The sequence below is a fragment of the Paenibacillus sp. Soil787 genome, assembly GCF_001429545.1.
Taxonomy (GTDB): domain Bacteria; phylum Bacillota; class Bacilli; order Paenibacillales; family NBRC-103111; genus Paenibacillus_E.
Genome location: NZ_LMSP01000012.1, coordinates 1 through 23,705, shown reverse-complemented (window position 1 = coordinate 23,705; position 23,705 = coordinate 1). Strand labels below are relative to the sequence as shown.

At 38.0% G+C, this 23,705-nt stretch carries 23 protein-coding genes and 1 pseudogene; 2 read left to right on the top strand and 22 right to left on the bottom strand.

The features are described from left to right. Positions 1 to 60: 60 nt before the first annotated feature. The 10 genes and pseudogenes from ASG93_RS12550 to ASG93_RS36320 form a co-directional block, all read right to left on the bottom strand. Positions 61 to 3,815 (bottom strand): annotated as a pseudogene (locus tag ASG93_RS12550) (hypothetical protein). A gap of 113 nt (positions 3,816 to 3,928) precedes the next feature. Continuing rightward, positions 3,929 to 4,150 (bottom strand): hypothetical protein, encoded by a 222-nt coding sequence (locus tag ASG93_RS12545; protein ID WP_056832374.1) that lies wholly within the window; start codon positions 4,148 to 4,150, stop codon positions 3,929 to 3,931. 624 nt (positions 4,151 to 4,774) lie between these two features. Beyond that, the gene (locus tag ASG93_RS12540) at positions 4,775 to 5,338 is read right to left on the bottom strand and encodes a hypothetical protein (RefSeq protein ID WP_056832372.1); all 564 of its coding nucleotides are present in this window, start codon (positions 5,336 to 5,338) and stop codon (positions 4,775 to 4,777) included. 1,063 nt (positions 5,339 to 6,401) lie between these two features. Continuing rightward, positions 6,402 to 6,560, bottom strand: a complete 159-nt coding sequence (locus ASG93_RS35040; RefSeq protein ID WP_156410882.1) for a hypothetical protein — start codon at positions 6,558 to 6,560, stop codon at positions 6,402 to 6,404. A 214-nt stretch (positions 6,561 to 6,774) separates the two neighbouring features. Further along, a complete protein-coding gene (locus tag ASG93_RS12535; protein WP_056832370.1) occupies positions 6,775 to 7,104 on the bottom strand; it encodes a hypothetical protein in 330 nt (109 codons plus the stop codon). Positions 7,105 to 7,311: 207 nt separating this feature from the next. After that, positions 7,312 to 7,584: a hypothetical protein gene (locus ASG93_RS12530; protein ID WP_056832368.1), complete on the bottom strand. Its 273-nt coding sequence runs from the start codon at positions 7,582 to 7,584 to the stop codon at positions 7,312 to 7,314. An 876-nt stretch (positions 7,585 to 8,460) separates the two neighbouring features. Continuing rightward, on the bottom strand, positions 8,461 to 9,375 hold the full coding sequence (locus ASG93_RS12520; protein WP_056832366.1) for a phosphotransferase: 915 nt from the start codon (positions 9,373 to 9,375) through the stop codon (positions 8,461 to 8,463). A gap of 510 nt (positions 9,376 to 9,885) precedes the next feature. After that, complete coding sequence (locus ASG93_RS12515; RefSeq protein ID WP_200984484.1) at positions 9,886 to 10,452, bottom strand: beta-class carbonic anhydrase; 567 nt, start codon at positions 10,450 to 10,452, stop codon at positions 9,886 to 9,888. A gap of 520 nt (positions 10,453 to 10,972) precedes the next feature. Then, positions 10,973 to 11,338, bottom strand: coding sequence for a DsrE family protein (locus ASG93_RS12510; RefSeq protein ID WP_056832363.1), 366 nt, complete (start codon positions 11,336 to 11,338; stop codon positions 10,973 to 10,975). A 33-nt stretch (positions 11,339 to 11,371) separates the two neighbouring features. Beyond that, positions 11,372 to 11,527, bottom strand: a complete 156-nt coding sequence (locus ASG93_RS36320; RefSeq protein WP_235550836.1) for a hypothetical protein — start codon at positions 11,525 to 11,527, stop codon at positions 11,372 to 11,374. Between the two features lie 92 nt (positions 11,528 to 11,619). On the opposite strand from ASG93_RS36320, the gene ASG93_RS12505 reads away from it, so the two are divergent. Further along, entirely contained in the window at positions 11,620 to 12,018 is a 399-nt protein-coding gene (locus tag ASG93_RS12505) for an FMN-dependent NADH-azoreductase (RefSeq protein WP_414858867.1), read from the top strand. 601 nt (positions 12,019 to 12,619) lie between these two features. Here ASG93_RS12505 and ASG93_RS12500 read toward each other — a convergent pair. Together ASG93_RS12500 and ASG93_RS12495 are read right to left on the bottom strand one after the other, a co-directional pair. Further along, positions 12,620 to 12,988 (bottom strand): putative quinol monooxygenase, encoded by a 369-nt coding sequence (locus tag ASG93_RS12500; RefSeq protein ID WP_414858861.1) that lies wholly within the window; start codon positions 12,986 to 12,988, stop codon positions 12,620 to 12,622. A gap of 248 nt (positions 12,989 to 13,236) precedes the next feature. Continuing rightward, positions 13,237 to 13,584, bottom strand: coding sequence for a winged helix-turn-helix transcriptional regulator (locus ASG93_RS12495; RefSeq protein WP_056832361.1), 348 nt, complete (start codon positions 13,582 to 13,584; stop codon positions 13,237 to 13,239). 151 nt (positions 13,585 to 13,735) lie between these two features. Here ASG93_RS12495 and ASG93_RS12490 point away from each other — a divergent pair, with 151 nt between their 5' ends. Further along, entirely contained in the window at positions 13,736 to 14,434 is a 699-nt protein-coding gene (locus tag ASG93_RS12490) for a pirin family protein (protein WP_056832360.1), read from the top strand. Between the two features lie 67 nt (positions 14,435 to 14,501). On the opposite strand, the gene ASG93_RS12485 is transcribed toward ASG93_RS12490, so the two are convergent. From ASG93_RS12485 to ASG93_RS12435, 10 genes are all read right to left on the bottom strand, one after another. Beyond that, complete coding sequence (locus ASG93_RS12485) at positions 14,502 to 14,870, bottom strand: nuclear transport factor 2 family protein (RefSeq protein WP_056832359.1); 369 nt, start codon at positions 14,868 to 14,870, stop codon at positions 14,502 to 14,504. Between the two features lie 51 nt (positions 14,871 to 14,921). Continuing rightward, positions 14,922 to 15,143 carry a hypothetical protein gene (locus tag ASG93_RS35730; protein WP_056832358.1) on the bottom strand — a complete coding sequence of 74 codons (222 nt, stop codon included), beginning with the start codon at positions 15,141 to 15,143 and terminating at the stop codon, positions 14,922 to 14,924. Positions 15,144 to 15,299: 156 nt separating this feature from the next. Then, positions 15,300 to 15,899, bottom strand: coding sequence for an NADPH-dependent F420 reductase (locus ASG93_RS12475; RefSeq protein ID WP_056832357.1), 600 nt, complete (start codon positions 15,897 to 15,899; stop codon positions 15,300 to 15,302). 25 nt (positions 15,900 to 15,924) lie between these two features. Beyond that, positions 15,925 to 16,566, bottom strand: coding sequence for a nitroreductase family protein (locus ASG93_RS12470; protein WP_056832356.1), 642 nt, complete (start codon positions 16,564 to 16,566; stop codon positions 15,925 to 15,927). Between the two features lie 132 nt (positions 16,567 to 16,698). Next, on the bottom strand, positions 16,699 to 17,040 hold the full coding sequence (locus tag ASG93_RS12465; RefSeq protein ID WP_056832355.1) for a putative quinol monooxygenase: 342 nt from the start codon (positions 17,038 to 17,040) through the stop codon (positions 16,699 to 16,701). Between the two features lie 53 nt (positions 17,041 to 17,093). Then, entirely contained in the window at positions 17,094 to 17,840 is a 747-nt protein-coding gene (locus ASG93_RS12460; RefSeq protein WP_056832354.1) for an SDR family NAD(P)-dependent oxidoreductase, read from the bottom strand. A gap of 184 nt (positions 17,841 to 18,024) precedes the next feature. Further along, positions 18,025 to 19,119 (bottom strand): GerAB/ArcD/ProY family transporter, encoded by a 1,095-nt coding sequence (locus ASG93_RS12455; RefSeq protein WP_056832352.1) that lies wholly within the window; start codon positions 19,117 to 19,119, stop codon positions 18,025 to 18,027. Between the two features lie 242 nt (positions 19,120 to 19,361). Beyond that, on the bottom strand, positions 19,362 to 20,528 hold the full coding sequence (locus ASG93_RS12445) for a Ger(x)C family spore germination protein (RefSeq protein ID WP_056832347.1): 1,167 nt from the start codon (positions 20,526 to 20,528) through the stop codon (positions 19,362 to 19,364). A gap of 1 nt (position 20,529) precedes the next feature. After that, complete coding sequence (locus tag ASG93_RS12440) at positions 20,530 to 22,029, bottom strand: spore germination protein (RefSeq protein WP_056832345.1); 1,500 nt, start codon at positions 22,027 to 22,029, stop codon at positions 20,530 to 20,532. A gap of 621 nt (positions 22,030 to 22,650) precedes the next feature. Next, positions 22,651 to 23,247 carry a hypothetical protein gene (locus ASG93_RS12435; protein ID WP_056832343.1) on the bottom strand — a complete coding sequence of 199 codons (597 nt, stop codon included), beginning with the start codon at positions 23,245 to 23,247 and terminating at the stop codon, positions 22,651 to 22,653. Between the last annotated feature and the right edge of the window lie 458 nt (positions 23,248 to 23,705).

Genomic DNA, 23,705 nt, shown 5'->3' with positions numbered 1-23,705 from the left:
TCTTTATTCAGACGCGCTGTATACCCAGGCGGTAGTTTCATTTTCGTCACCTGTTTAAAATTAGTTTTCAGTTAAAATTCTTCTTCCTCTAGCTCGAAAGTATTCGGGTTCATTTCTATCTGTATCAAAACCGAAGATCCACCCTTTCTCCTCGAACACTTCTAGTATCTTTCGATTCTCATTAGTTTTTTTAAGCTTAGGTCTTTTACCAGAAAGCAAGCTTAGAATATCTGTCATCATTAATAGCTGTAAACATTTCTGTACTTGCCCAGCAATTAAGTTAGGAAGATACAAAATAAATAAAGCCCTTTTCTTTTCAATCTCCAGATTTTCTGATTCAAGGAGCATTAGTAAAAGATTAAATGAAACCTCATATCCATTTACAATAATCTGATCACTATGCTCAATACAGATAGTAATTATTATTGTTTTCAAGTTCTGACTACTACGATCATAATTACTAATCAAATACGAAAGGTCATTAATATCTAAATTGTACCTTGTAATGTGCAACTTGACTGCTTCTGAGTATCTCTTTCCAACAATAGAGATCGAATCTGACGTGTATGCGAGCAGCTTAATCATGCATAAGTCATTTACTTCATCCTCTAACAAACTAACAATTTCACTAAACATGAAGTTATCCTCATTGATAACATCGTTCGTATAAACCTCAATGTTAGAGGATATGAAGAATTCTAATTGATCTGGGTAGTTTTCTCTTAGGAAGAGTAAATTTGATTCATTCATTAAAATAATATTGTATTTAATTAAGTTGTTAAGCTTACTATCTGAAATTCCTTCAAAATTAAAAATCTCATATTTAACATCAAACAATTTAACTAGTGACTCATACTTTTCATCCGTTAGTGAGTTACATTGTATAATATCTTTGAAGAACTCATCAGCTTCAGTTCTCCCAAACTCAGTAGCTACTTCCTCTTTTTCAAATCTTAAACTAAGACTGTTTGAATTAATAAATTCTACTAGCATTTCATCCAATTTCCGTCCTGAAAAAAAGTAATATTGGGTAACATTATATTCTGAATATATTATTTTCCTGAGTTTAAGAATATCTGCCCATATTTCTTTCTCGGTAATGCTGTCAATTTTATCTATGAATGTTTGTAGATATTTTATATAAGTCAATTTGCGACCTTCAATAACATCAGGATTGTTAATAATTTCTAGCGCTGCATCAAGCTCATCCGTTATTACGAAGTTACTATTTTCAAATACATTATCTAAATATTGATTAATATTACTCCTTACGTAACTAACAAGATACTCTTGTGGTTTAGATACAATGAGGGAATAATTCTTGTGTTTGTATTCTTCATTTATAGGGATCATATAAATCTTACTAAGGATAAGTGAAATCATATTCATATTCATTTCGTAGCAATTTGCTTCATAAACAGCCGAGAATAACTGGGGGTTTGCTTTATCATGGTCTATCATTATAAATTTCACATTTAATAATCGTAGTTTTGAGATTATTTTAGGTATTTCTGGCTCTTCTACATTCAGAAACTCCCTATTTGATGAAATATATAGGGCCAAACAATTTCCAACATTTAGTCCACTTACTATCTCGTTTGGGGAGCAGTATAAAGTATCAAGAGAATATTGTTGCTTCTGACTCTCAGTAAAATAATCGCTGCTTAATATTCCTTGAAATACTAACGGCCAAGCACTATTAAGTGACTTAATGAATTCCGCTTTCTCTCGATCATCAGTACTCTTCAAGAATTGCGATACAAATTCAAATTTCCCCTTATCCTTAATTTGATTAATAATTCTAATTATATTTTGACTTTTTGATTCTAGCAGATGAATTAACAGATCAAAATTAAGTGTTTCTTCTCGATCAAAATCAATATCCCTCAATCGAGAAACTACTAAAGCAGGATCTTTCAAGTTGTAAGAAAATTCTTTTGCTACCTCATCAGTTACGCTACGCAAAAATATTTTATCTATTCTGCTCAAACTATGCTCGTAAAAATAAGTCATATAGTCTGAATATGTTTCATCAATATATCCGTTCCTAATTAAGAATTTAATTAATGGAAAATACGTACTGGATTTAATGTCATTATAGGTAATGACTTCTCCTATTTCATTAGTGTAATTGAAACTAAATATCTCATTAATGTTCTCTTTAGTTATTATCTCATGGAGTTTTTTGCCTTCAACTCTAATTTTATTTTCATATATTTTAATGATATCATCTTTAATCTTTTCAATCTTCACTGAAGATTTGGTTTCGATATTCAATTTTCTAGTTGTGTATTCAGTATTCTGTGACAGCTTGTTGTATTCACTTTGAAAATCAAAATTAATCCTAGAACCATTATAGTTTAAAAACCATACATTGCTCGGATCACTTTTCATCGCAACAATGAAGGAGGCTCTAGAGGTAAATTGATTCTCTCTTTTTCCGTTTACCTCTATTGCCTGTGCGGAAGTAAAGTAAATAGCATCTAATTCTTCAACTTCATTACATAATTCATTCTCAGCAGCTTCAATTAGTTTCTGCTTCTCCAGTATTTCAATCTCAAGCTTTTGTATTTCTGATGTAATGAAATTTGATTTATTTGAAAATAAATTGCAAATAAATCCCTGTCCCAATTGCAACTCACTAAAATCTCTTGGGAAGATATTTTTATATGAAATTATTGCAAGCAATTTATTGCTTTCTAATTCTGTCAATTGTATACGATTATGATAAATGACATATTCATTGTAAATATTCTTTAAAATACGCATGTCATCGATATATAGTGAAAGTCCTTGTAAAAATTGTTTATCAAATTCCTCAAGAATACCACCAATCTCAAAGTGACCAATAAACTGATCATAAGAATTTGAACCATCAACAACTGGAACAACAGGGATAATAAAATCGAAGAATTTCGTTCTATCTTTGGAGGTAAATGTATCATCACGAAGTAAGTAAAAAAACCGGATATTCTTTCTCGACTTTTTATTGATTAGCCAATTAATCTCTCTCAGCTTTTGAAATATTTGATTACTGTTGAATCTATCCATGTCCTCAAACACAATTACTTCTGCATTTGCATTTTCAAAGAGATAAAGAACCTCATTAAGATATTTATCAAAATAAGACTCATTTGCTTCTTCAAATATCTCAATCTCATTCCCTTGAATCTTTAATTTTTTGAATAATATTTTGTTATAAGTAATCATCTGGATCATAATGTATAGAATATACGACATTATTAGAGTACAAATTATTCCGCCAACTACTACAGCAGCATCTTCAGTTGTAAATATTAATATTTTTTTCAACCATGTGTCAGTTAAACTCATTACAAATTTACGCCAACCGGCAAATCCCAGAATATATGACACAAGTGTGATAGCCATTGTAGCCAAAAAAGCACTAGCGAATTAGATTTTGACACCTTTTTTTTAACCTTGAAATGGGTTTGTGGAATATTTCGTGGATTTACTTGATGTATTAGTTGATTTAATATTTTCCCCTCTAATATTGTATCGTTGATGTCTCCTCCAGAAGCACCAGCATTATTTCTACTTAACTCATCATTTGCTCTCAATTCCGAACTTGATGTATCAAATTGCGCTAGCGAAATATTTAAGAATTTCTTATCAGATTGTGTAGCTTTATATGACTCCAAAACACTACTTTTACCTGCACTATATGGCCCAGTTATTGCAACATTCTTTATATCAACTTCTTGAAATACAAAATTAAAAGCATCTTTATAAATTTTTAACTCGGCATTATTTACTGGTGTAAGCTTTTGAAAATTATAATTGTTTGAACTCATTTAGATGTCCTCTCTGAAAAACAGTTATATATTACATAAACTGGACACATGCTCATTACAAATTAATCCTATTATAGCATATTCTACGAACATGCGATCTCAATATCTATACTCTATATTGTAACTAGTGATGAGTCCCACTTTTCGGGCTGTTTCTCTTCAACAACTAACTCAACTAACTTAACCTTATACTGTCCGTTAGGATTGAATGACGGATACCAACCAAGAAGTTGATCTTGGCTAACTATTTGTAAGATGTCTTCGTCCAACTCCAAAACAATTTCATAAGTATCATCTGTAAATTCATCTGTTGAGATTTCAAGAAAACTAATCAAAGAACTCCCAAGAAATAAAAAAGTGAATGTTCACAAAAGTAAACATTCACTAACGAACTTTATTTTCCACTAACACACTTTATTTTCCACTAAGATCCCCCTCGATAAATATTTATCCAGTCACCGATAAAATAAAATGGGATTAGTTGCATCAAAACTGGTGCGGAATCATTCTGAGGAGGAAATATAATACCTCCCGTTGTCACTTGAACTACATTTAGTAAGTAAAAAATAAAACTATAAAAAACTACTCTACTAATAATGCTCTTGGTTTTATTTCTAATGAAATCAATAAGAACATACAGAATCAAGAATAATGACCCTATTGTGACAGCATTATAAATTGAATACAATCTTATTCACCTTGTTCCTACAAAATTATATGATGTGCAGATATATCCACTTATAAAAATACCATTTCCCCCTCATGTTTCCAACATACTTTTGAACTATCCTGCCCGTTAACGTAATGAATCTTCCGTTCGTTTACACGGCAGCCTCATCTAATTGTTTATTGAGCTCTCGTTTCCGTTAGCGTAATGACCAACACACTTACACGTGATACGGTCACCGCCCTGTCGGAGCGGCAAGTTTTGAAGAAAACTTTGTAACATCTCGTACATTTTATTTTTTAAACTCGAAAGTGCCTTTTATGCCTTCAATGTCCTCCCACATAGATGCGTAATCAGCCGTCATCTTCTTATCACTTGGGTCGACCTGCACGTCAGTTGGGGTACTCAACGTATAAATCTTGTCTTCCATTTCACCTATCTTTGATATATGAATATTTTTCGCAAGTTCTGCCCCGTCTGTACTCCATTTCTCTTTAGACCATAATGTTATAGAAAATAGTGTCCCATTTTTATTTGCTTTGTAGACAAATCTAAGACCATCTGCATTTTCAACAACATCGTATTTCCCGTCCCAACTTTTGGGGATTTTGAGAACGAAATTGTATTTAGTGTTTTCATAAACTATGCTCTCGGTATCTTTCGTCGGTTGTTGAGTTATTGCTGGTGGTGGTGTTGTAGAAGTACCGACAACGACAGGTTCAGTTGCAGGAGTATTTGTTTTCAGCGTCTGTTGTTGGGTGTTATTTGAAGATTGGGATAGTACGTTATCTTTAGTGCACGCGGATAGTGAAACGAGAACAATACAAACCAACAATAAAAGCTTAATTTTTTTCAAATTTAAATCTCCCCTTTGAAATACAGAATTGGCATTTATTTTCCCGTTAAAAATTAGTCTTTATCATTCCACAAATCATAAAAATACTGTAAAGAATAAATCCAATCAAAATTGAACCGAATATTGTGTTTAATGTTGTCCCCTGATTCTTTGCAATTGGTACAAAGTTTATAAAAAACAAAATGGATGCAATAACAGTTGCAATAATCCAAAACAATGTAACACCATCCCCTCAATAAAATCATTCTCTCATCAATGTATAACTTTCACTCAATTATACCATATGCTGGAATTTATTTGTGTCGTATCGCTTCAAATTTAGCTCCGAGCGGTGGAAGTGCTATGACCCTATCACCATTCAAACAACTTCATTTTGATGTAACCCCCTACCTACTGTCGAAGTCCGCCAGGCTAAACTGCCCGTTAGCTTAATGGCCAAACCTCAGTCTAAAACTTTATAAACTGAGCTACAACTTTATTCAGTCTAATATTTTATTTCCCTTGAACACTAATGATTCTGGCGTACTGCCACCTGGCAGTACACCGGATTGTACCATAGCGATGCCCTAGCAGAATATAACTGATGCTCTAACTGCGAATCGATGACGCCAATAAGTGTAACTAGGTGTTGCTTTCAGCGTGAAATAATCATTCACTTCTTAGCAAAAAAACTCCGCCGCGGTTGATGGTACTATTTTAATGTCAAATACGGAGAAAGGGAGTAGTTTAATGTCATTCAATCGTGACATTAAACTACTCCCTTAATGTTGAAAAACCCTTGATATATCTAGGAAAGCAATGATCCCATTTTAATGTCGCTATACACTATTTTTATATATGTATCGAGTGTCAAACATTTATAGATGATATTTATTGTTTCTGAACGATCGATATCTCGTATTTTAAAAGAATCTTCGAGTTTCATTTGAATGATTGAAACCATATTATACCCCCTACTTGAAACAAGTCCCCCAACTATCGTTCGCCGTTATCTTAACGGTGCTACCATCGATAGCCGAATCAGCCTACATATTGAATACATCCAGAAGAAGAATTTGAAGGATTATTTCTTAATCTCAAAACTGGCTTTTATCTGTTCGACATCTTTTTCCATCAAGGCGTATTGTTCTTTATCCTCCTTTACACTTAAAGACACTCTTATACCATATTGTGTTCCCCTGTTTTTTTCACCAATTAAATTTACATAGATATGATTTTTCAAAACATTATTTCCTTAAGTATTACGCCTCTTCATATGAAAATGTTTCCAAAAAAATCATTTTTTTCATTTAAGTGTGCTAAATTGCTCCGTTAAACTGCCCTTTACTTCCACGGACAACGGCAGCCGATCGGGTGGCCGGCTGCCGCTATATCAGTATTCAACAAACGTTTCCGTTAGTTCAATGACCAATTCATAAACCTGTCAATTAAATGGCTTAGTTGGTAAGTATTGACGCTCTTTGATACTTCTCATTTACTTTAACCGCTATAGCTTGTTTAGAATCTATCCCTTTAATTTCAAATAATTGGCTTCCAACTGGTTTAGCATTAGATTCTCCGTTCTTCTTTGGCATCGGAGTTGTTCTTCGTTCAATCTTGCCAATCTCCTTACCAATGTCTTGGATGGGAACCTCCTCTGCGGAAAGTCCATAAAGGATATTATTCCAAACAACGGCACTTGGATAGCTACTGGATGATTTTCCATCATTTTGCGAGCAACCTGTTAAAAAGGCGATTGAGAACAAAATGAGAATTAAATACTTCATCTAAGATCCCACCTTTAATAATAAATTGGTTATTTTTTCTTATTTTAACATTTACCAAACTACTTTGTATCGACATTCTCATTCAAGTATCCTGCCCGTTACTTGAACGGACAACGGCAGCCGATCGTGTATCCGGCTGCCGTTGTATTGTGATTGAACTCTCGTTTCCGTTAGTTCAATCCTTTCCCAAAATCATTTAAAAAAAAACTATTTAAATAACATCTTAACATTATCTAATTCACATTCTTGTTTTACACTTACAACAATTAATCCTGTCATCATTTTGTACAAGGTAGTAACTTCCCTGCCATAAGATGATACTGATAAAACTTCCAATTTAGTATTACCATTAGTGCTTTCCAAATCATGCTCTAAAATATCTCCTAAGCTGATATCTTCACAAGCACGTCCTCTTATAGTCCAACGTTCTTTCCCTAAGTATTTTACACTTCCAACAATGAATGCTTCAATTCCATTCATAACTCAGCTTCCTTCTGTGAAATAGGGTATATAAAAAAATACCTCATAACGCGGATAAGGCAGCCGATCCTCTTGTCGGCTGCTTTCTCCTACTGCTATTGAGCTCTCGTTTCCGTTAGTTTAATGGACGAGGGGCGAATGCCTCGCAGAGTTGATACGATGTTAACTTATTTCTTGAAAATTAAAGTCATCAAATCTTCATAAATTTACCATGTCCTAAGGTATTCGAGAAGTGATTAAACTATCCTGCCCATCAACATATATGTGATCGACTGACTTCTTCATCGTCTTAGGCACCTGTACAGTCAATTAGTTATTAACCCACATAGCATGAAATACGATAAATTACAACCTATTAAAAGGAAGTGGAATTTTCAATGTTTTTTATCCAACAACCGCAGTTGTACATGAGACAACCGCAATCTCCTCCACCTGCATTCATCCCGCCAAAACCTGAGGTATCCTATGTAGTTGACTGTTTATATGAATACACATATGTTTGGCTTCTGAATGGAGACAATTTCTGGTTTTATCCGACTCGTGTAGAGTACGGTGAAGTTTCAGGTTATAGGTGGAATGGAGCGTTTTGGATGTTTTATGGCATTGATCCAAGAATTATTGATGTCGTCGCGTGCCCCCCAATTCCTACCCTTTACTGAAGATGATTATTAGTTAGTTACAGTATGACCTCCTGCCTGAGCAGGAAAAGGCAGCCGTCCAAACTGAATCGGCTGCCTTCCTTTGTATATAGTCCTTTATTTAGCTATAGTTTCCGTTAGCGTAAATGACTTATTCAGGAGCGAATCGTACCGAAGCCTTTAACGACAAAATGGAGCCGATAGCCATCAGCCCCATTGCCGCAACGAAATAATAAGCCTACTCCGACAGTGCCCGCATGATATTCGATTTCGCCTCTGCCACAATCGCTTCATTCCCGTCATCGACCGCCTGTATCAAGATCCCAACTGGGATGTACACCGCGATCAGTCGCGCCAGCAGCTTCGTTTCCTCGTCCGTCCCTCCGTACGTTTCAAAAAATACGCCGCGAGCGTACTTAGGCAAAAAGCTGTAAGCAACGCTCAAATCGCAAGCCGGATGGCCGACGTTCAGATCGCCCCAATCAATGATGCCGGAAACGATCCCGTTCTCATTCACCAGCATATTTTTGAAATGAAGATCGCCATGTAGCAGCGCATTCACACCCTCGACACGGTCTGTGTGCAGCCCGCTTATGTACGCTTCGATCGCAGCGGACTCTCTCGATGACAAGTGTGCAAATACTTTCGATAGAGAACTCTCCAATTTCATTTTGCGCGATGTGATGTCCGTCAAGTTTCGATGATCTATCTGAACTCCGCACTCCAGTGCCGCCTGCACCGGAAACTCATGCAATCTCCGCAAAAATTTCGCCAGCGTCTCAGCCGATAAAGCCCGGCGTTCTTCCGTCAAGCTGATGGGGAAATCTCCTGGCACGTAAGTATAGCCAAGAAATGGTGCCGGGTATACGTCACTTGCTTCACCATAAAACAAAGGTTTCGGGTAGGGGACGGTCATATATGCCTCCAGCTTTGGCAGCAGCTTCCCTTCCATACGAATCGATCCGACCGCAATCGTTCTTCTTGGAAACCGGAACACGTACTCGTCACCGATGAGAAAAACCGTATTGTCCCAGCCCCAGCCCAACCGCTTCACTTGCTTCGATGACAGCTGCGGGAATTGGATACCGATCAGCGTCCGCGCCTGCTCTTCGCTAACCTCCCACTCCGCATCCCATACATTCGTTCCTCCCATGAATTGTCTGCCTCCTTCAACGGTTATAACGGCGAAACGTTCGGATTGGCCGGTCCTTCCTTCGTGTCCCGGTTGATTTGTAATCCGAGCTCCGCCACTTTCCCGTTTGGTAAATGATCATCCCCACTGTAACTGCCCCGATTGATTGAATTAAAACATCAGCATAATAGATGTAATCTTCGTGAGGTAGTAAACTTAATGCTTGGTGAAGAACAGTTAATCCGCCTATTCCAAAAAATCCAATCTTCAATCATCCCATTTTTCCTGTTCACAAAATAGGTTCTATAATGGCAAAAGGGGATTAATACATAACCAGTAACAATTTCGGCAACAAATATTGTTTTCCTTTTTATGTAACTATTCTGCCCGTTAGTTGAGCAAAGGCTGCCGATTTTGCCGGCAGCCTTATCTTGATAGTGTATGTAACTAACGTTTCTCGATAGCTCAGTATTCCCCAGAATAGCGTTTCGTGATCTAGGACGGCTTCATTCAATTCGGATTTCCCTACGATTACTTATGTTTATAACCGTCAACTATTAAATCCAACTTTCCTGTTTCCGGGTCGATTACAAGGCCATGAACTGGAATGTGTTTTGGCAGGAGGGGATGGTTCTTGACCGTTTGCACGCTTCCTTTGACGGAATCTTCAACACTATCGAAACCGTGTAGCCACTGTTGCAAATTAATTCCGGAGCTTTCGAGGGTGTCGATAGTTTCGGAAGATATGCCGTTCTCCTTCATTTTATTAATGGTTTCGCTAGGGTCAATACAGCTCATCCCGCAATCATGATGTCCGACCACAAACACTTCATCGGCATTTAATTCATATACAGCAACAATAACGCTACGCATAACGCTGCCAAATGGATGCAAAACAATCGCTCCAGCATCTTTAATGATTTTGGAATTTCCATCCTTAATATTTAACGCTCGGGGAAGAAGGTCGGTTAGCCTTGAGTCCATACAAGTTACAACAACCATCTTTCTATCTTTGAATCTAGATGCTTTATATTTTTCAAATTCCTTCTTCTCTACAAACTCCGAGTTAAAGTGTAACATATCATAAAGTCGGTCCAAGCTTCTCACCTCAATTTCTCTCTTGATATCTAATAATCTTATCATAACCTACGAAGTACCCTCAACATGCCAAATCTTATTAGATGGTTTCGATAAATGAATCTAGTCTTGCACAACATCCATGCAAAGCAAAAGAGCCATCAGAAGCGCTACCAGTACGCAACTGATGATACTGTCGTAATGATTGGTAATGTAGGGTTTTGAAGCCCTGTCCAATCTGCCAGTTAGCGTAACAATAATGCTCTTACAAGAACTTTATCTCATTCCCGAGGCGCAGCATCAAAAACACACACCGCCTTTTATTAGAAACTAGAATTTATATAGTCAACCTGCTTACATATTGATCAACTTATTTACTAAGTGCTTTATTGTCATCTGTTGGATTATCAAAAATTCTCATAATCATACCGAAAAAAAGGTACAGCATCCTCAATTTTTTTGAGTGGCTGTACCCTTTGATGTAGTTAAGGAACTTTTTCTGTGGCCTCCCTTAAAAGCGGGGTTAAATGAAGCAATTTATTTACAAAACGATAGGCACAAATCCATCCTTCATAAATTGAGCAAACGCTAAATGGCCGCCGCTGGAGTCGTTTCCGACCAGTTTAACTCCTGCTTGTTGCACTTCTTCAGCGACTTCAAAGAATCCAGCGCACGCTCCACAGCCGCCTTTAATAATACCAGTCTTCATCACTCGCTTGTATAATGGATTAAGCATGTGATCTGGTTTGCTGAATTCATTTGGCCACTGCGTTCCCGCACCGTCAAAATAGAGTTCAACCTCCATCCCAGCCTCGTGCAGTTCTTTTCCATAGAGCAGTCCGTGCATCGCTCTCCCCATATCTTGCTGATTGGCTTGAACAATGATCAAATATTTATTAATACTCATGTTTAATCCCTCCTAAATATAATAGTAATACAATCAGCCTTTCGGATTAAATGGCGACATCTCTGAATCTTCCCACCATAGTTCAGTGGCATTATTCAATTGAACGACGTCCCTAATTTCAAATCTCACTACTCGTCCCGCACCAGGAAAGGACGCAATCGCCGCCTCATCCCAAATGATTTCAGCCAAACCAGTCAGCTGCAGCGAATGACCAAAGTGGCTGGGGCCAATTGCGAAGCGGAAGTTCTTTCGATCAATTGAGCTTGAGTTCCCAGGCCAAAGTGGTACGTTTGAGTGAACTGGTTGATCAATTTGTGGCTGCAGATAAAATTGTCATCGTCAATCCAGTTTGGAATTTCTTATTTCCACCCGTATTGAAAGCTTACATTGACGCCATATGTGTAGCCGGAAAAACATTTAAATATACTCCAGAAGGCATTATTGGCTTAGCTTCTGACAAAAAACTGCTCCATATTCAGGCTTCCGGAAGCGTGCTCTCCAAGGGACCAGCGGCAGGCTTCGAATTCAGCCACCGGTACTTGACAGTTGTATCGAAATTCATAGGTATACCTTCAATTGAAGTTATTTATATCGAGGGCATGGGAGCTTCACCAGATCAAGCACCTACTATTAAAGAAAAAGCCATTCAACAAGCGCTCGAACTAGCCAAAAACTTCTAAAGTTGGCATCGAAGAGAAGACTGCCGAATATAAATCTCGGCAGTCTTTGTGTTGCAAAGTAATAGATTGATCGAAATATGCAGGGTTTGTCATCGTCCAAGTATTCGGACAGTTCAATAAATACTCCCACTGATCATTTTGCCTACTACCGTTAATGAGATCTATTCTCGATTTCTGTCGACAACCATCTGTTTCATGTGGCATGATCTCAAAGCTCCCGCACTTCGGCACTTTGTCGGGAATGTTACAAAGTTCTTGTCAGTTCTTGTCATTTCATTTTGACAAGAACTTGATAGCATAACACAAAAAAACCGCATTTTATGGGTTGTAATGTTACTGTGTTCTTGTCACCCGCCATCACAGTTAATATTTCGGAAAGGAAACCGATTTTTAGTAGGTTCGACCCCAATTAATCATAATATTTAACTACATTAAGGAAACCGATTTGGGCAAACATACATTATCTTGTCGGTGGACAATGTCCTTGTCTCCGACAAGGGACAAATAATACCCGCCAACAAATATGGCGGGTTGTGTGATGTTATCGTGCGTTCATTTTCCATTCTCTCTTCAAGGAAAAAGAAAAATCGGCTAGAACATTTTAGCGAGGCACATTCGTTAATTGGCTTCCCCATTCTCCGATTGGTTCAAGCCAACTTACAATTCTGTCATCAATTAAGTTTGTAAGTGTCTCCTCATATTCTTTGCGATAAGGCTTTGGAAACTCCTCCTGTACCCAGCTATCTCTAGTACCTTGCCAGATTTCATAAATGACAAGATCATTCAGACTATCGATATGATCAGAGACAATGGCAGTTACGAAGGTAGGATCGTCTCTGAAATTGTTAATCATTGCAAAGAGACTGTCGCGGAAATTCTCTTTCTTACCTGGTTTTATTTTGAAACGGATGTTGAGAATAACTTGATTTGTCTTTCTTCCGTAGATCCCAAAAGAGCTATTATGGGTCAAATGTATTGAATTAAAAAAGTACCCACTTTTTTGTTATATAGTAACCAAAAGTGATAATTGAATGCCGCTCCAATTTCTCTGAATATAATTGTTAGCTTTAGATCATACTCGTTTCTAACAAAGTATCCCCTATTGAGCTTTGAATGAGTTCATAAATTGCTCCTGATTCTAATAAAAAAGAATGTCCCCAAGCATGTCATCATTGAATGACAGAGCTGGAGACATCAGTACATCGTTTTATGATATTTTTAATTTAAATGCAAAATTTGAACTTCACCCTCAGCGAATGATTTCTCTGCATAATTTACACCCCAACCGCAAAGTGCTCTCAAAATAGGTTCAAGCGATTGACCAAGTTCTGTTGTTGAATATTCGACTTTTGGAGGTACTTGATTGTACATTTTCCTACTAATTAGTCCGTCAGTTTCCAATTCTCTGAGCGTTTGAATAAGCATTTTTTGAGTAATACTATGCACAAGTCGCTTTAACTCGCTCGTCCGTTTCGGGCCTTTAATCAAATAGTACAAGATAAGCCCCTTCCATTTCCCTCCGATAACCTCCATAGTAACTTCTAGGTCGCAGTAGTAAGTTTTCATATTGTTTATAACATCTCCCGATTACAATTGTTACTTTTTGGTCACTATGTAACAAAAAAGTGTGTACTTTTATTATTGTTACTTTTGATTCATAATATCATTTAATGGCAGACAGTAAAAGCATTAATAATAAACTGAAGTGGGTGTGACAATGATTCAAATATTTCCGGCATCATCTCGGCACCATGCAGATTTTGGCTGGTTAGTCAGTAACCTGAGTTTCTCTTTTGCAGATTACTATGATCCGAAAACGACGAGTTTCGGACCCATGCGGGTTTTAAATGATGACTTTGTATTAGGTCAACGTGGTTTTGGTATGCACCCTCACCGGAATATGGAAATCGTGTCTATTGTTCTGGAGGGTCAATTACAGCACAAAGACAGTACCGGACATACTGCGGAGACCACATTTGGCGGCGTGCAGCGCATGACAGCTGGAACTGGAATTGTACATTCTGAGATGAATCCAGGCGAAGATACAGTAAATTTCCTTCAACTATGGTTTGATCCAGAGGAACAAGACTTAGAACCTTCATATCAGACCACTCAATATGATCCTCTACTCATGAAAAACGCATTATTGCCTGTTGTTTCAAAAAATTCATCGGTTAATGTTTCACATATCCATCAGGATCTCACGATTTATTTATCCGATCTGGAAGCAGGAAGATCTTTGAAGTTTGAACAACCGGAAGGCCGTCGCATCTTTGTATTCATCGTAGAAGGTTCGTTAAAATTTAATGAAGCGGAGCTTCTTAATAAAAGAGACACAGCTCGAATAACAAATATCTCATCGCTTCAACTTACCGCAGTAGATCATACAAGATTTATCCTAATTGATCTTCCTTAATAACTGAAATCTGGCGCTCTGTGAAAACAGGCGCCAAATTTTTTTCTTTTTCTATTAAAGAACGATTTTATTCTGCAGGTGTGTCAATAAAGACGGACACGGAATGGATCAAACCATTTTCAATGAGCATGAAATCCTGCCCGGTTATCGTTTGAAGTTTGTCAGACGGTCCGTAATACCAACTAACCCTTACATGGCCATGGTGCTCATCTAAAGATCCAGGAATAATAGTGAAAACAAACCCTGGAAACTTACCTTGTACTTCATCGATCAAAGTCATGAGCGCATCGCGACCAACAAATACATCTGCATAGAAAGGATCATACACACGGCAGTTTTCCGAGTAAGCCTCATCGATTGCCTTTCTTCTACTTTCGAAATCAGTTTCACTCCAAATCTTGAAATGTTTTTGCATTAGCTCATTAGCTGTGCCCATTCTTTAATCCTCCGAATATCAAATCTTACTAGTCTTTCTGATCTATAAAGTTTAATGATGCTTGCCTGAGGTCAGACGGCTTCCCCATTCACCAGCAGAGACTAGCCAGTTCAACGTTCTTTCAATTACCATCGGCCCCGCTTGTTCAAATGGCGCATTGCGGTAGGGCTTTGTTGCTTCTTCTGCCAACCAAGTCTCTCTTGAGCAGTTCCAAATTTCATAAAACACAACATCATCAGGGTTGTCCAGATCCTCATGCACAATTGAATTCACAAAAGTAGGCTCTTGAGACATTGTATCAAATAGGGGTTTTAAAATTCCAAAAAAAGCTTCTTTTGAATTTGGTTTTCATTTAAATCGTACTAAAATTACAATTTGATCCGTAGTTGTTGTCATATTGGTCTCCTTTAGTTTTGGTGCAAACACCTATTATAGTCTTAGCAAATTAAGTCCTGCTAGAGGAGAACCGAGCTGCTGCATTCTCCCACCTGTTGCAAGATCTCCTAGATCGATTGGAGCAAAACCTAGTTCTTCAAATAGTTGTCCAAGTTCCTGCTTGGCATCTTTATCGTTGCCTGAGTAAAAGAGTACACGTCTTCCAGGGCCCACCATTGGATTTTCCTCGATATAGTCAGCAAAAAGAGTATTAAACGCTTTTACGATACGTGCACCCGGTGCCCACTCCGCGAAGATCTCACTTGATGTTCTTCCTCCAAGATCAGCAACCTGGTAATCTGGTTCATACGTTAAAAAGGCATTATTGGCGTCTATAACAATCCGTCCTTCCCAGTTGGGAAGTTTAGATAACAATTCTTCAAGTTTAATCCACGGAATGGCAACCATTACAATTTTGGCCCTTGCAGCCTCTTCAATAGCTCCCGCTTTAATTCCTTTACCTAATTTATTCACAAAGGGTTCTAACGCTTCTGGCCCGCTTTTATTACTAATTACAACATCATAGCCTGCTTGTACAAGCTTAGTTGCAAATGCACGTCCAACTCTTCCCGCTCCAATAATTCCGATTGTCAATGTACTTCTTCCTTTCTTATTAGCTTTATTTATTGTGCCAAAAAGTAACCTTTTCAACCGGTAAACGAGTTGTAGGATGTCCTTCTTTAACGCCTTTGCCAATGGTGACTAACGCCATCACTACATAACGATCTTCGATTCCAAACTCCTTACTGAATCTAGCCTTGTCAAACCCGCTCATTGGATTAGTCTCATACCCTTTTGCTTTGGCTGCTAACATCAACTGCATTGCGGCGAGCCCCGCATCAAATGTTACAAGTTCCCTCATATCCTGATTACTGAATCGAGGAAAAAGAGCTGCAAAGTTTTTAACAAACTGCTCTTTAATTGCATGTGTCATGTACCCTAACTCTGCGGCTTTACCATAAATTTCTTCAGCCTTCTTATGTCCTTCGAGATCGCCAAGAATAGCAATCACAACTGAAGCTGTTGTGACTTGTGCTTGGTTATTTGCAATCGGATATAATTGATTTTTTGATTCTTTGTCATGTATGACGAAATAACGTGTGGGTTGGAGATTTCCCGCAGATGGTGCCAACGCAGCTTCTTGAATGAGTTCCTCTACTTCTTCTTTTGTCAATTGAAAGGAGGGATCATACTCACGGACAGAACGCCTTCCTTTTACAATTTCGAAAAAATTAGCTTCCTTTAATGTTTTCGTGCTCATCTTTCATCAACCTCTTTCAAGCGGTTTTAATTAACTTTGAGCCCCTCGAACGGTATTAATAAAGCCAACATGATACGAGGGTGTATCATGCTGGCTTTACTTTTTAACGAGCTTTTTACCTACATCATTTAATTAGCGAGGCACATTCGTCAGTTGGCTTCCCCATTCTCCGATTGGTTCAAGCCAGCTTACAATTCTGTCATCAATTAAGCTTGTAAGTGTCTCCTCATATTCTTTGCGATAAGGCTTTGGAAACTCTTCCTGTACCCAGCTATCTCTAGTACCTTGCCAGATTTCATAAATGACAAGATCATTCGGACTATCGATATCATCAGAGACAATGGCAGTTACGAAGGTAGGCTCGTCTCTGAAATTGTTAATCATTGCAAAGAGACTATCGCGGAAAGTCTCTTTCTTTCCTGGTTTTATTTTGAAACGGATGTTTAGAATAACTTGATTTGAATTTGTCGACATTGTCGTACACCCCTTAGTTTTATTTTATGAAATCCTAGTGGTAAATTTCCGAACTAAATTTGTGCAACTCCGCCATCCACGAACAATTCAATTCCATTTACATAGCTGCTTTCATTAGAAGCAAGGAACATGACAGCATTTGCGATTTCTTCAACGGTTCCTACTCTGCCCAGTGGAGTTACGGACTTGGCGTGCTCAAGGACATTTTCGACCTCAGCTCCAAATAAGTCATCATAAGCCGGTGTATGAACGAATCCAGGACTAACGACGTTTACACGAATTTCAGTACCTTTTAGATCAAGTATCCAGTTGCGAACTAGCTGCCTTATTGCTGCTTTTGATGCGCCATAGATACTGAACGCTGGATCCCCAATCGAACCGGCCGTAGACCCAGTCAGTATTATTGAACCTACTTTGTTCGGAAACAAGGGTAATGCCTTTTGAACTGTGAATATCGTTCCCTTTACGTTAACATCGAATGTCTTGTAATAATGCTCTTCTGTAATTTCACCTAGTGGAAGCAGGGTACCAAGCCCAGCATTTGCGTAGAGGATGTCCAATTTTCCCTTCTCTTGCTTCACTGCTTCGTACAGTTTGTCCAAATCTTCTAACTTTGAAATATCGCCTTGGATACCAGTTACATTCTTCCCAATCAGCTTCACCGCTGCATCCAGTTCACTTTGTCTGCGTCCTGTAATAAAAACATGCGCGCCTTCTTTTGCAAACTGTTGCGCTGTTGCAAGACCAATACCGCTAGTACCTCCTGTTACAACCGCTACTTTACCATCAAACTTCCCCATATTATGATTCCCCCTTAAGGTAAATTTTAGTTTGGTATAGATGTTCTAACTGTCATTAATCATCAAATAAATTTAAGAACATCGTATAAATGATAGTATGGATCAAAAGTAACAAAAAGAAAAGTACACACTTTTTTGTTATATAGTAACCAAAAAGTAATAATTGTGTTAAAGTTATGAATCTTCATAAGGATGCCTTACGCCGCTTCTTGATCATTGTCACAACCGCTAAAAGGATAGGCAAGCCGATGCATGGGAGCAGCGAGGAAATGGGATAAATTCTAGTTCCATATGTGAAGTGATCCGCAGTTCGGATAAAGCTTCTACATGAATGCGCAAAAAATAGAAGACCGATAGCAAAGACAAAGGGTCTCATCTTTGTTATTTTAAAGACATGTCCGACCACTAGCGTAAACACATATTGCATGACAATGATATAGATCAAGGTAAAAACCGTCCATATCCCGATAAGGATGGTCTCGATTCTTTCCAAATATTCTCCGAACTTTACCAATTGAATCGTTGCAAAAAAAGGATATGTTGACGTCTCAATATAATTCAGCCCTAGTGAGCCAAGAGTCAAATAAGAACTTATGGTGATATAAATCCCAGCCATTATTACAGCTATCGAGCAGCTTGAGTATATTTTCTTTGTATGTTCTACCCGTGACATTAGAAATCCAAATGTAATCATTTGCTTAAAAGTAAAGGTAAATAAGTGTGCGACTGCGAGAACCACATCGGGAAATTTACTTTGAAGTTGAGGAAGGAAGGGGTTGGTTTGAATTTCAGGAAAAATATAAAGACTAGTAAAAAGAAAAGCGAATAAAAAAAACGGAATAACAACTACCGTAGTTCGCACTAAAGCACCCAAGCCGACATATACGGCATAAGTAGAACAAATTGCACAAATTAACATCAGTACATCCGATTGTGTATTTGGCAAAATAATTGTCGTGTAGAACATAGTTAACGCCCGGAAACCTCCTGCCGTCGACTCAAGATTATTAAGAAGATAAACGATGAGCATGGCTTTGCCCACCCACTTCCCAAGCAGTTTTTCACAGATATCAGCCATATTTAGTTGAGGGTACTGGCGTTGAACGTAGTAAATGATCCACAAAATTCCAAGGCCTAATAAGATATTAATGAGATATGCGATCCAAACATCCTGTTTTAATATTTTGGCTTCCGTCAAAAATAAACCTTCGAATCCAGAGATAAATCCAAATAATAAACAGCCGAGCTGAATATGAGATATTTTTTCTAGCCCTGCCATTTAACCTTCCCCCGTTCTCAATTCCAATAGGTGAAAGATGTAATCGGATACCGGTGTATATAAATAGTTGTTCAGAGATTCAACTGTGGGCCACTTCTCTCCGACACGAGGCACGAAATAACCCGCAATAAATCCGCATAATAACAACATCAAAATGGCATCAGATACCGAGGATTGTTTGCGTAAGCGACAAAAAAACAAGACTCCATAACATAGAGAACTGATCAGTATAGCTATACTTATCATTCGATTTTCTCCTTTACGGACGTAATCATACCCGATTTTTCAATTTTGACTGAGACATGGACTTGTATTGGAATTGAAGGGTAAATATTCTCCCAATCCCTTTGAATGGTTTTCCATTCTTTCGGATGATGCTGAAAAAAATAATCCGAAAACCCAATAATATCTACTTTCAGTACTTTTTGAAAATGATCTAAGCTAGCCCTTATCTTTTTCTCTATTTGCTTAGCAGCTGCATACTCCATCTTCACAATGGTTCCCGAATTGGTAACTTCCGTTGCATGGTTCACATCTTCCACGGAGGCAGTTAATGTTAGGTTAATGTTTAACTTGGGACTTCCGTTATTAAAGCCGCTGTGGATCTCTGAGCCCGTTACATGAAATATAGCAGAAAATCTTAGGTCAGATTTTGATTTAATACTTTCAGGAAATTGGAGATTTCCCCAACTTTTTCTGTTAGATAATAAGTTAACAACCAAAACATCATTTCCCTTCAACCAACCCACAAATTTCTCCTTGTATACCACAGCGCCTCCGTTCATTAGAAGAACTTTATCGGCGTTTTTTAATGATGATTTTAATATCAATTGGCCGGACACAAAGCCGCGGTCAGGATTCGCATATAAGTTTGCAAAATCTTTTATTGTTAAAGTAGCACTCTGACCCAAAAGCTTATTATTTCGGATTTGACCCAATAAGTCATTCGAGACCAGATCCCCGGACTCAGCACCGAGTTTTAGTTTATCCGAAGCTTGACCTTTCGTAATAATCGGGTAGGCAGTAACGCGGATTTCACGTTTCCTGGATAAGAAATCCACCACCTCGTACAATGAGTGACGCGCTGCGTTTTCGCTAACAATGAAAAATTTGTTATGCTGAAATATTAAATTTTTACCGGCATGGGATCGCATTTTTCTGCCTGCTTCAAATAGGGTATTCCCTGATGCACTTGACACCCATTGAGTAAGAGATCCGGATTGTTCCTTACTTGTGTTTGATGGCATGACGCAGTAGGAAGTAAATGTATATTTTTTTGTTTTCATATCGTAATCGATCGCAGCGGCCGTGACTAAAGCAATATCACTGATTTCATTAACGTCCGGCGAGCAGCCTTCCATCATAGCCGCAAATATACACAATAGTAGAAACCGAGCAGCCTTGTTCATGCTAATCCCATTCTTTCCTAGGAAAATAATCAGACTGGCTCTTAGATGAGTCCACCAGTACTACCGCATGCTGCGAGGCGTTTCTGTACTTAACCGGAAGCAGGAAAACTTTTTTCAAAATATACTTCCATTCTTTTGATCCAAGTGGATCAAGAAACAGAACCCCACATGATCTTAGGGAACACAAGTGAAAAATGATCAGAAACATGCCCACTGATAGTCCAAACATGCCGCTAAGGGCCGCCAGAAACATTAACGGGAATCGTAATATGCGTAGAGATATAGCTGTGCTAAAAGACGGAACCGTAAAAGAAGCTATTCCTGTCATCGCTACAACAATGACCATCGGACGTGACACAATACCTGATTGTACGGCCGCTTCTCCTATGATGAGAGCTCCAACGATGCTGACCGATTGTCCCACAACGCGTGGTAGACGCAAGCTCGCTTCTCGCAGCACCTCGAAAGACACCTCCATGATCAGCGCTTCAATGAAGGTCGGAAATGGTATCCCCGCTTTCGCAGAGAGAAAGGTCATCATCAAAGGTGTGGGAATCATTTCCAGATGAAACGTAGTCAACGCGATATATAACGAAGGACCAAACAAAGAAATAAACAATGTGATTATTCGTATAAAACGCATAAAATTAGCGAAATAAAACCGTTCATACAGATCTTCACTGGGATGAAGCATTTCAAAGAATGTGCTAGGGGCAATTAAGGCGTTTGGCGTCCCGTCTGTCATAATGACGATTTTCCCTCTATTCACCGCTGTAATAACACGATCAGGTCTTTCTGTATTCAGGATCTGAGGGAATGGCGAAAAATTGCTATCCTGGATCAATTCTTCGATTTGTGTGCTATCTACAAGAGCATTTAAATGGATAGACTCTATTCTTCTACTGATCTCTTTTAACACTTCAGTGTCAGCACGGTTCGCAAGATATAGAATCATCACTTTCGTTTGACTTTCTTGTCCAAGATTGTACATTTTCGCTTTTAAATTCGATGATTTCATCCGCCGAAAAACCATGCCCAAGTTTTTTTGCAAGTCTTCAGTGAACCCTTCGCGTGGTCCGCGCACGTTAAGTTCAAGCTGCGGTTCTTCTACTGCCCTCGTCTCGTAGCCTGGCAAATTCATTGCATATACTTCAGCATTTCCTTCTATGAAAATAACAAAATTTGCATCGGCAATATGGCTTACGACTTCGTCCATATCCAACAGTACTTTTACGTCGCCTAGAGAGTACAGCGATGTTAATATCGTTTTTTCTACCGGCCCGCTGTACTGCAATAAATCCACGTTAATTTTTCGGATGATTTGTTGATTTAATCTTTTTTCATCCACGAGTATCGTTAAATAGACGATGAAGGCACCACAGTTCGAATCCGTATGGCACAGGTCTCTGATAATGAGCAGTTCATTCTCGGTATAACGTTCTTTAATTCTTTCCAGGTTCAAAACCGCAGAAGTACTTATTGGTTCCTGCGCCAATTCCATTTCCCCCATTCCCCTGCGTACTTTTGCTCAATGGATAAAGACCCAAGTTTTTATGATAGAAGTAATATTTACCTTGATGGTCAGGAGTATGCATGACTTACGTTAGTTCGAAAACCTTCAAAAGCTCATAAAAAAATAGACCCGCTTTATCTACGAGCCTGCCCCCTACTTGCTTTAGTTTCTATGCAAAATCGTGAATTTAACTCCGTTAAAGATCTATTGAATTATAAATCAGTTACGTGTATATAATCTACTCCAGCACCTGCAATGCTTTCAAATATGACCTTTGCATCTTCTTCTTCCATTTGACCATTTATACTCGAAATCATTTTATTTGTTCGTTCCAGAGGAATCTGGAGCCTCCCTCACCATATTCGTGTTTCGGTAGGCACAAAAGAAGAAAATTTTATCCTCGTCCTAGGACTGATTTAGGAGAAATTTACATTCTACCTTCTTTAAGAATGCCGCCCGTTAACGGAATAAGCTGCCCAGTGAATCGCCGGCAGCCAAGACAATACAATATTATGGAGCTATCGTTTCCCGTTACTTGAACGAAATTCGTTACTTGTCTCTATCTCGGCCCGAAGTGTGTTATATGAAGTCACAGTCCCTCAGTTTTACTTACAATCTCTTTAATTTCTTATATATTGTTCTGAATATCGTTTTTATTTTACTTGGTTTTATGACTTTAATATTTGATACTCTGACGTCTCCTGTTAATTGAATAAGACCTTCCCTTTGATTTCCCTTTAGGTAACTTTCAAATAATTCTATTCCAGATTCGTATTTATCTTTATAGTCCTTACTTTCTGGATCTTTAATTCTCTTCTTTAATTCTTCAATTACTGATTCAATTTCAAAACGTTGAAGATTCATCATTCTACTCGAACAATATGTATCAAAACTTGAAAATGCACCAACTAAAAAGTCATTAAGAAACTTGTCTTTCCCATATCTGATTAACTTCTCACCTAATTTATGAAAATCAAATTCTACTGACCAGGCTTGAACTGACCATTTCGCTTCTTCCAAAAATAAATCTCTAATAAGTTCAACCGGAAAAAATATTTGTTCATTCTCAATTACAAACTTAATGATACTTCTTCTATATTGTTGATTTGAATCTACAAACTCATTTGCATGTTTTCCGTTCCAATCAAACAGTATCAGATTTCGATTGTTTATCTTGTATCCAGTTGAAAAAGACAAAAGATCCATGGTTTGTACGCCTTTACAGTGATTTCATCTAACTCTAATTTACGAACTTCGCAAAGTTCAAGTTCATACTCGAAGTATTCGAGAAGTGTTTGAACTATCCTGCCAGTTAGCTGAGCGCGCCCTTTTAATCTTGTCGGCAATCGGACAATGTTCTTGTCACAAATCGGCAATCGGATCAAGTTCATGACATTGCCAATTGACAAGAACTTGATCCGATTAATTAAAAAGCCCGCGATTTACGCGGACTTGATTCGGACTAAGTTCTTGTCATCCGACATATCCGTTAGCGGAATACCTCTTCTTTCATTAATTCTGTTAATCCGTTAGGATACAGTATCTTATCCCCTGATATTATTTCTTACTACAGTAAAACATTCTTTCTGATATAGGTTGTTATCTTTGAAATCAACTAAGTATATTTGTGTTATTTCATGTCCTATGTTTTCATCTATTTTGAA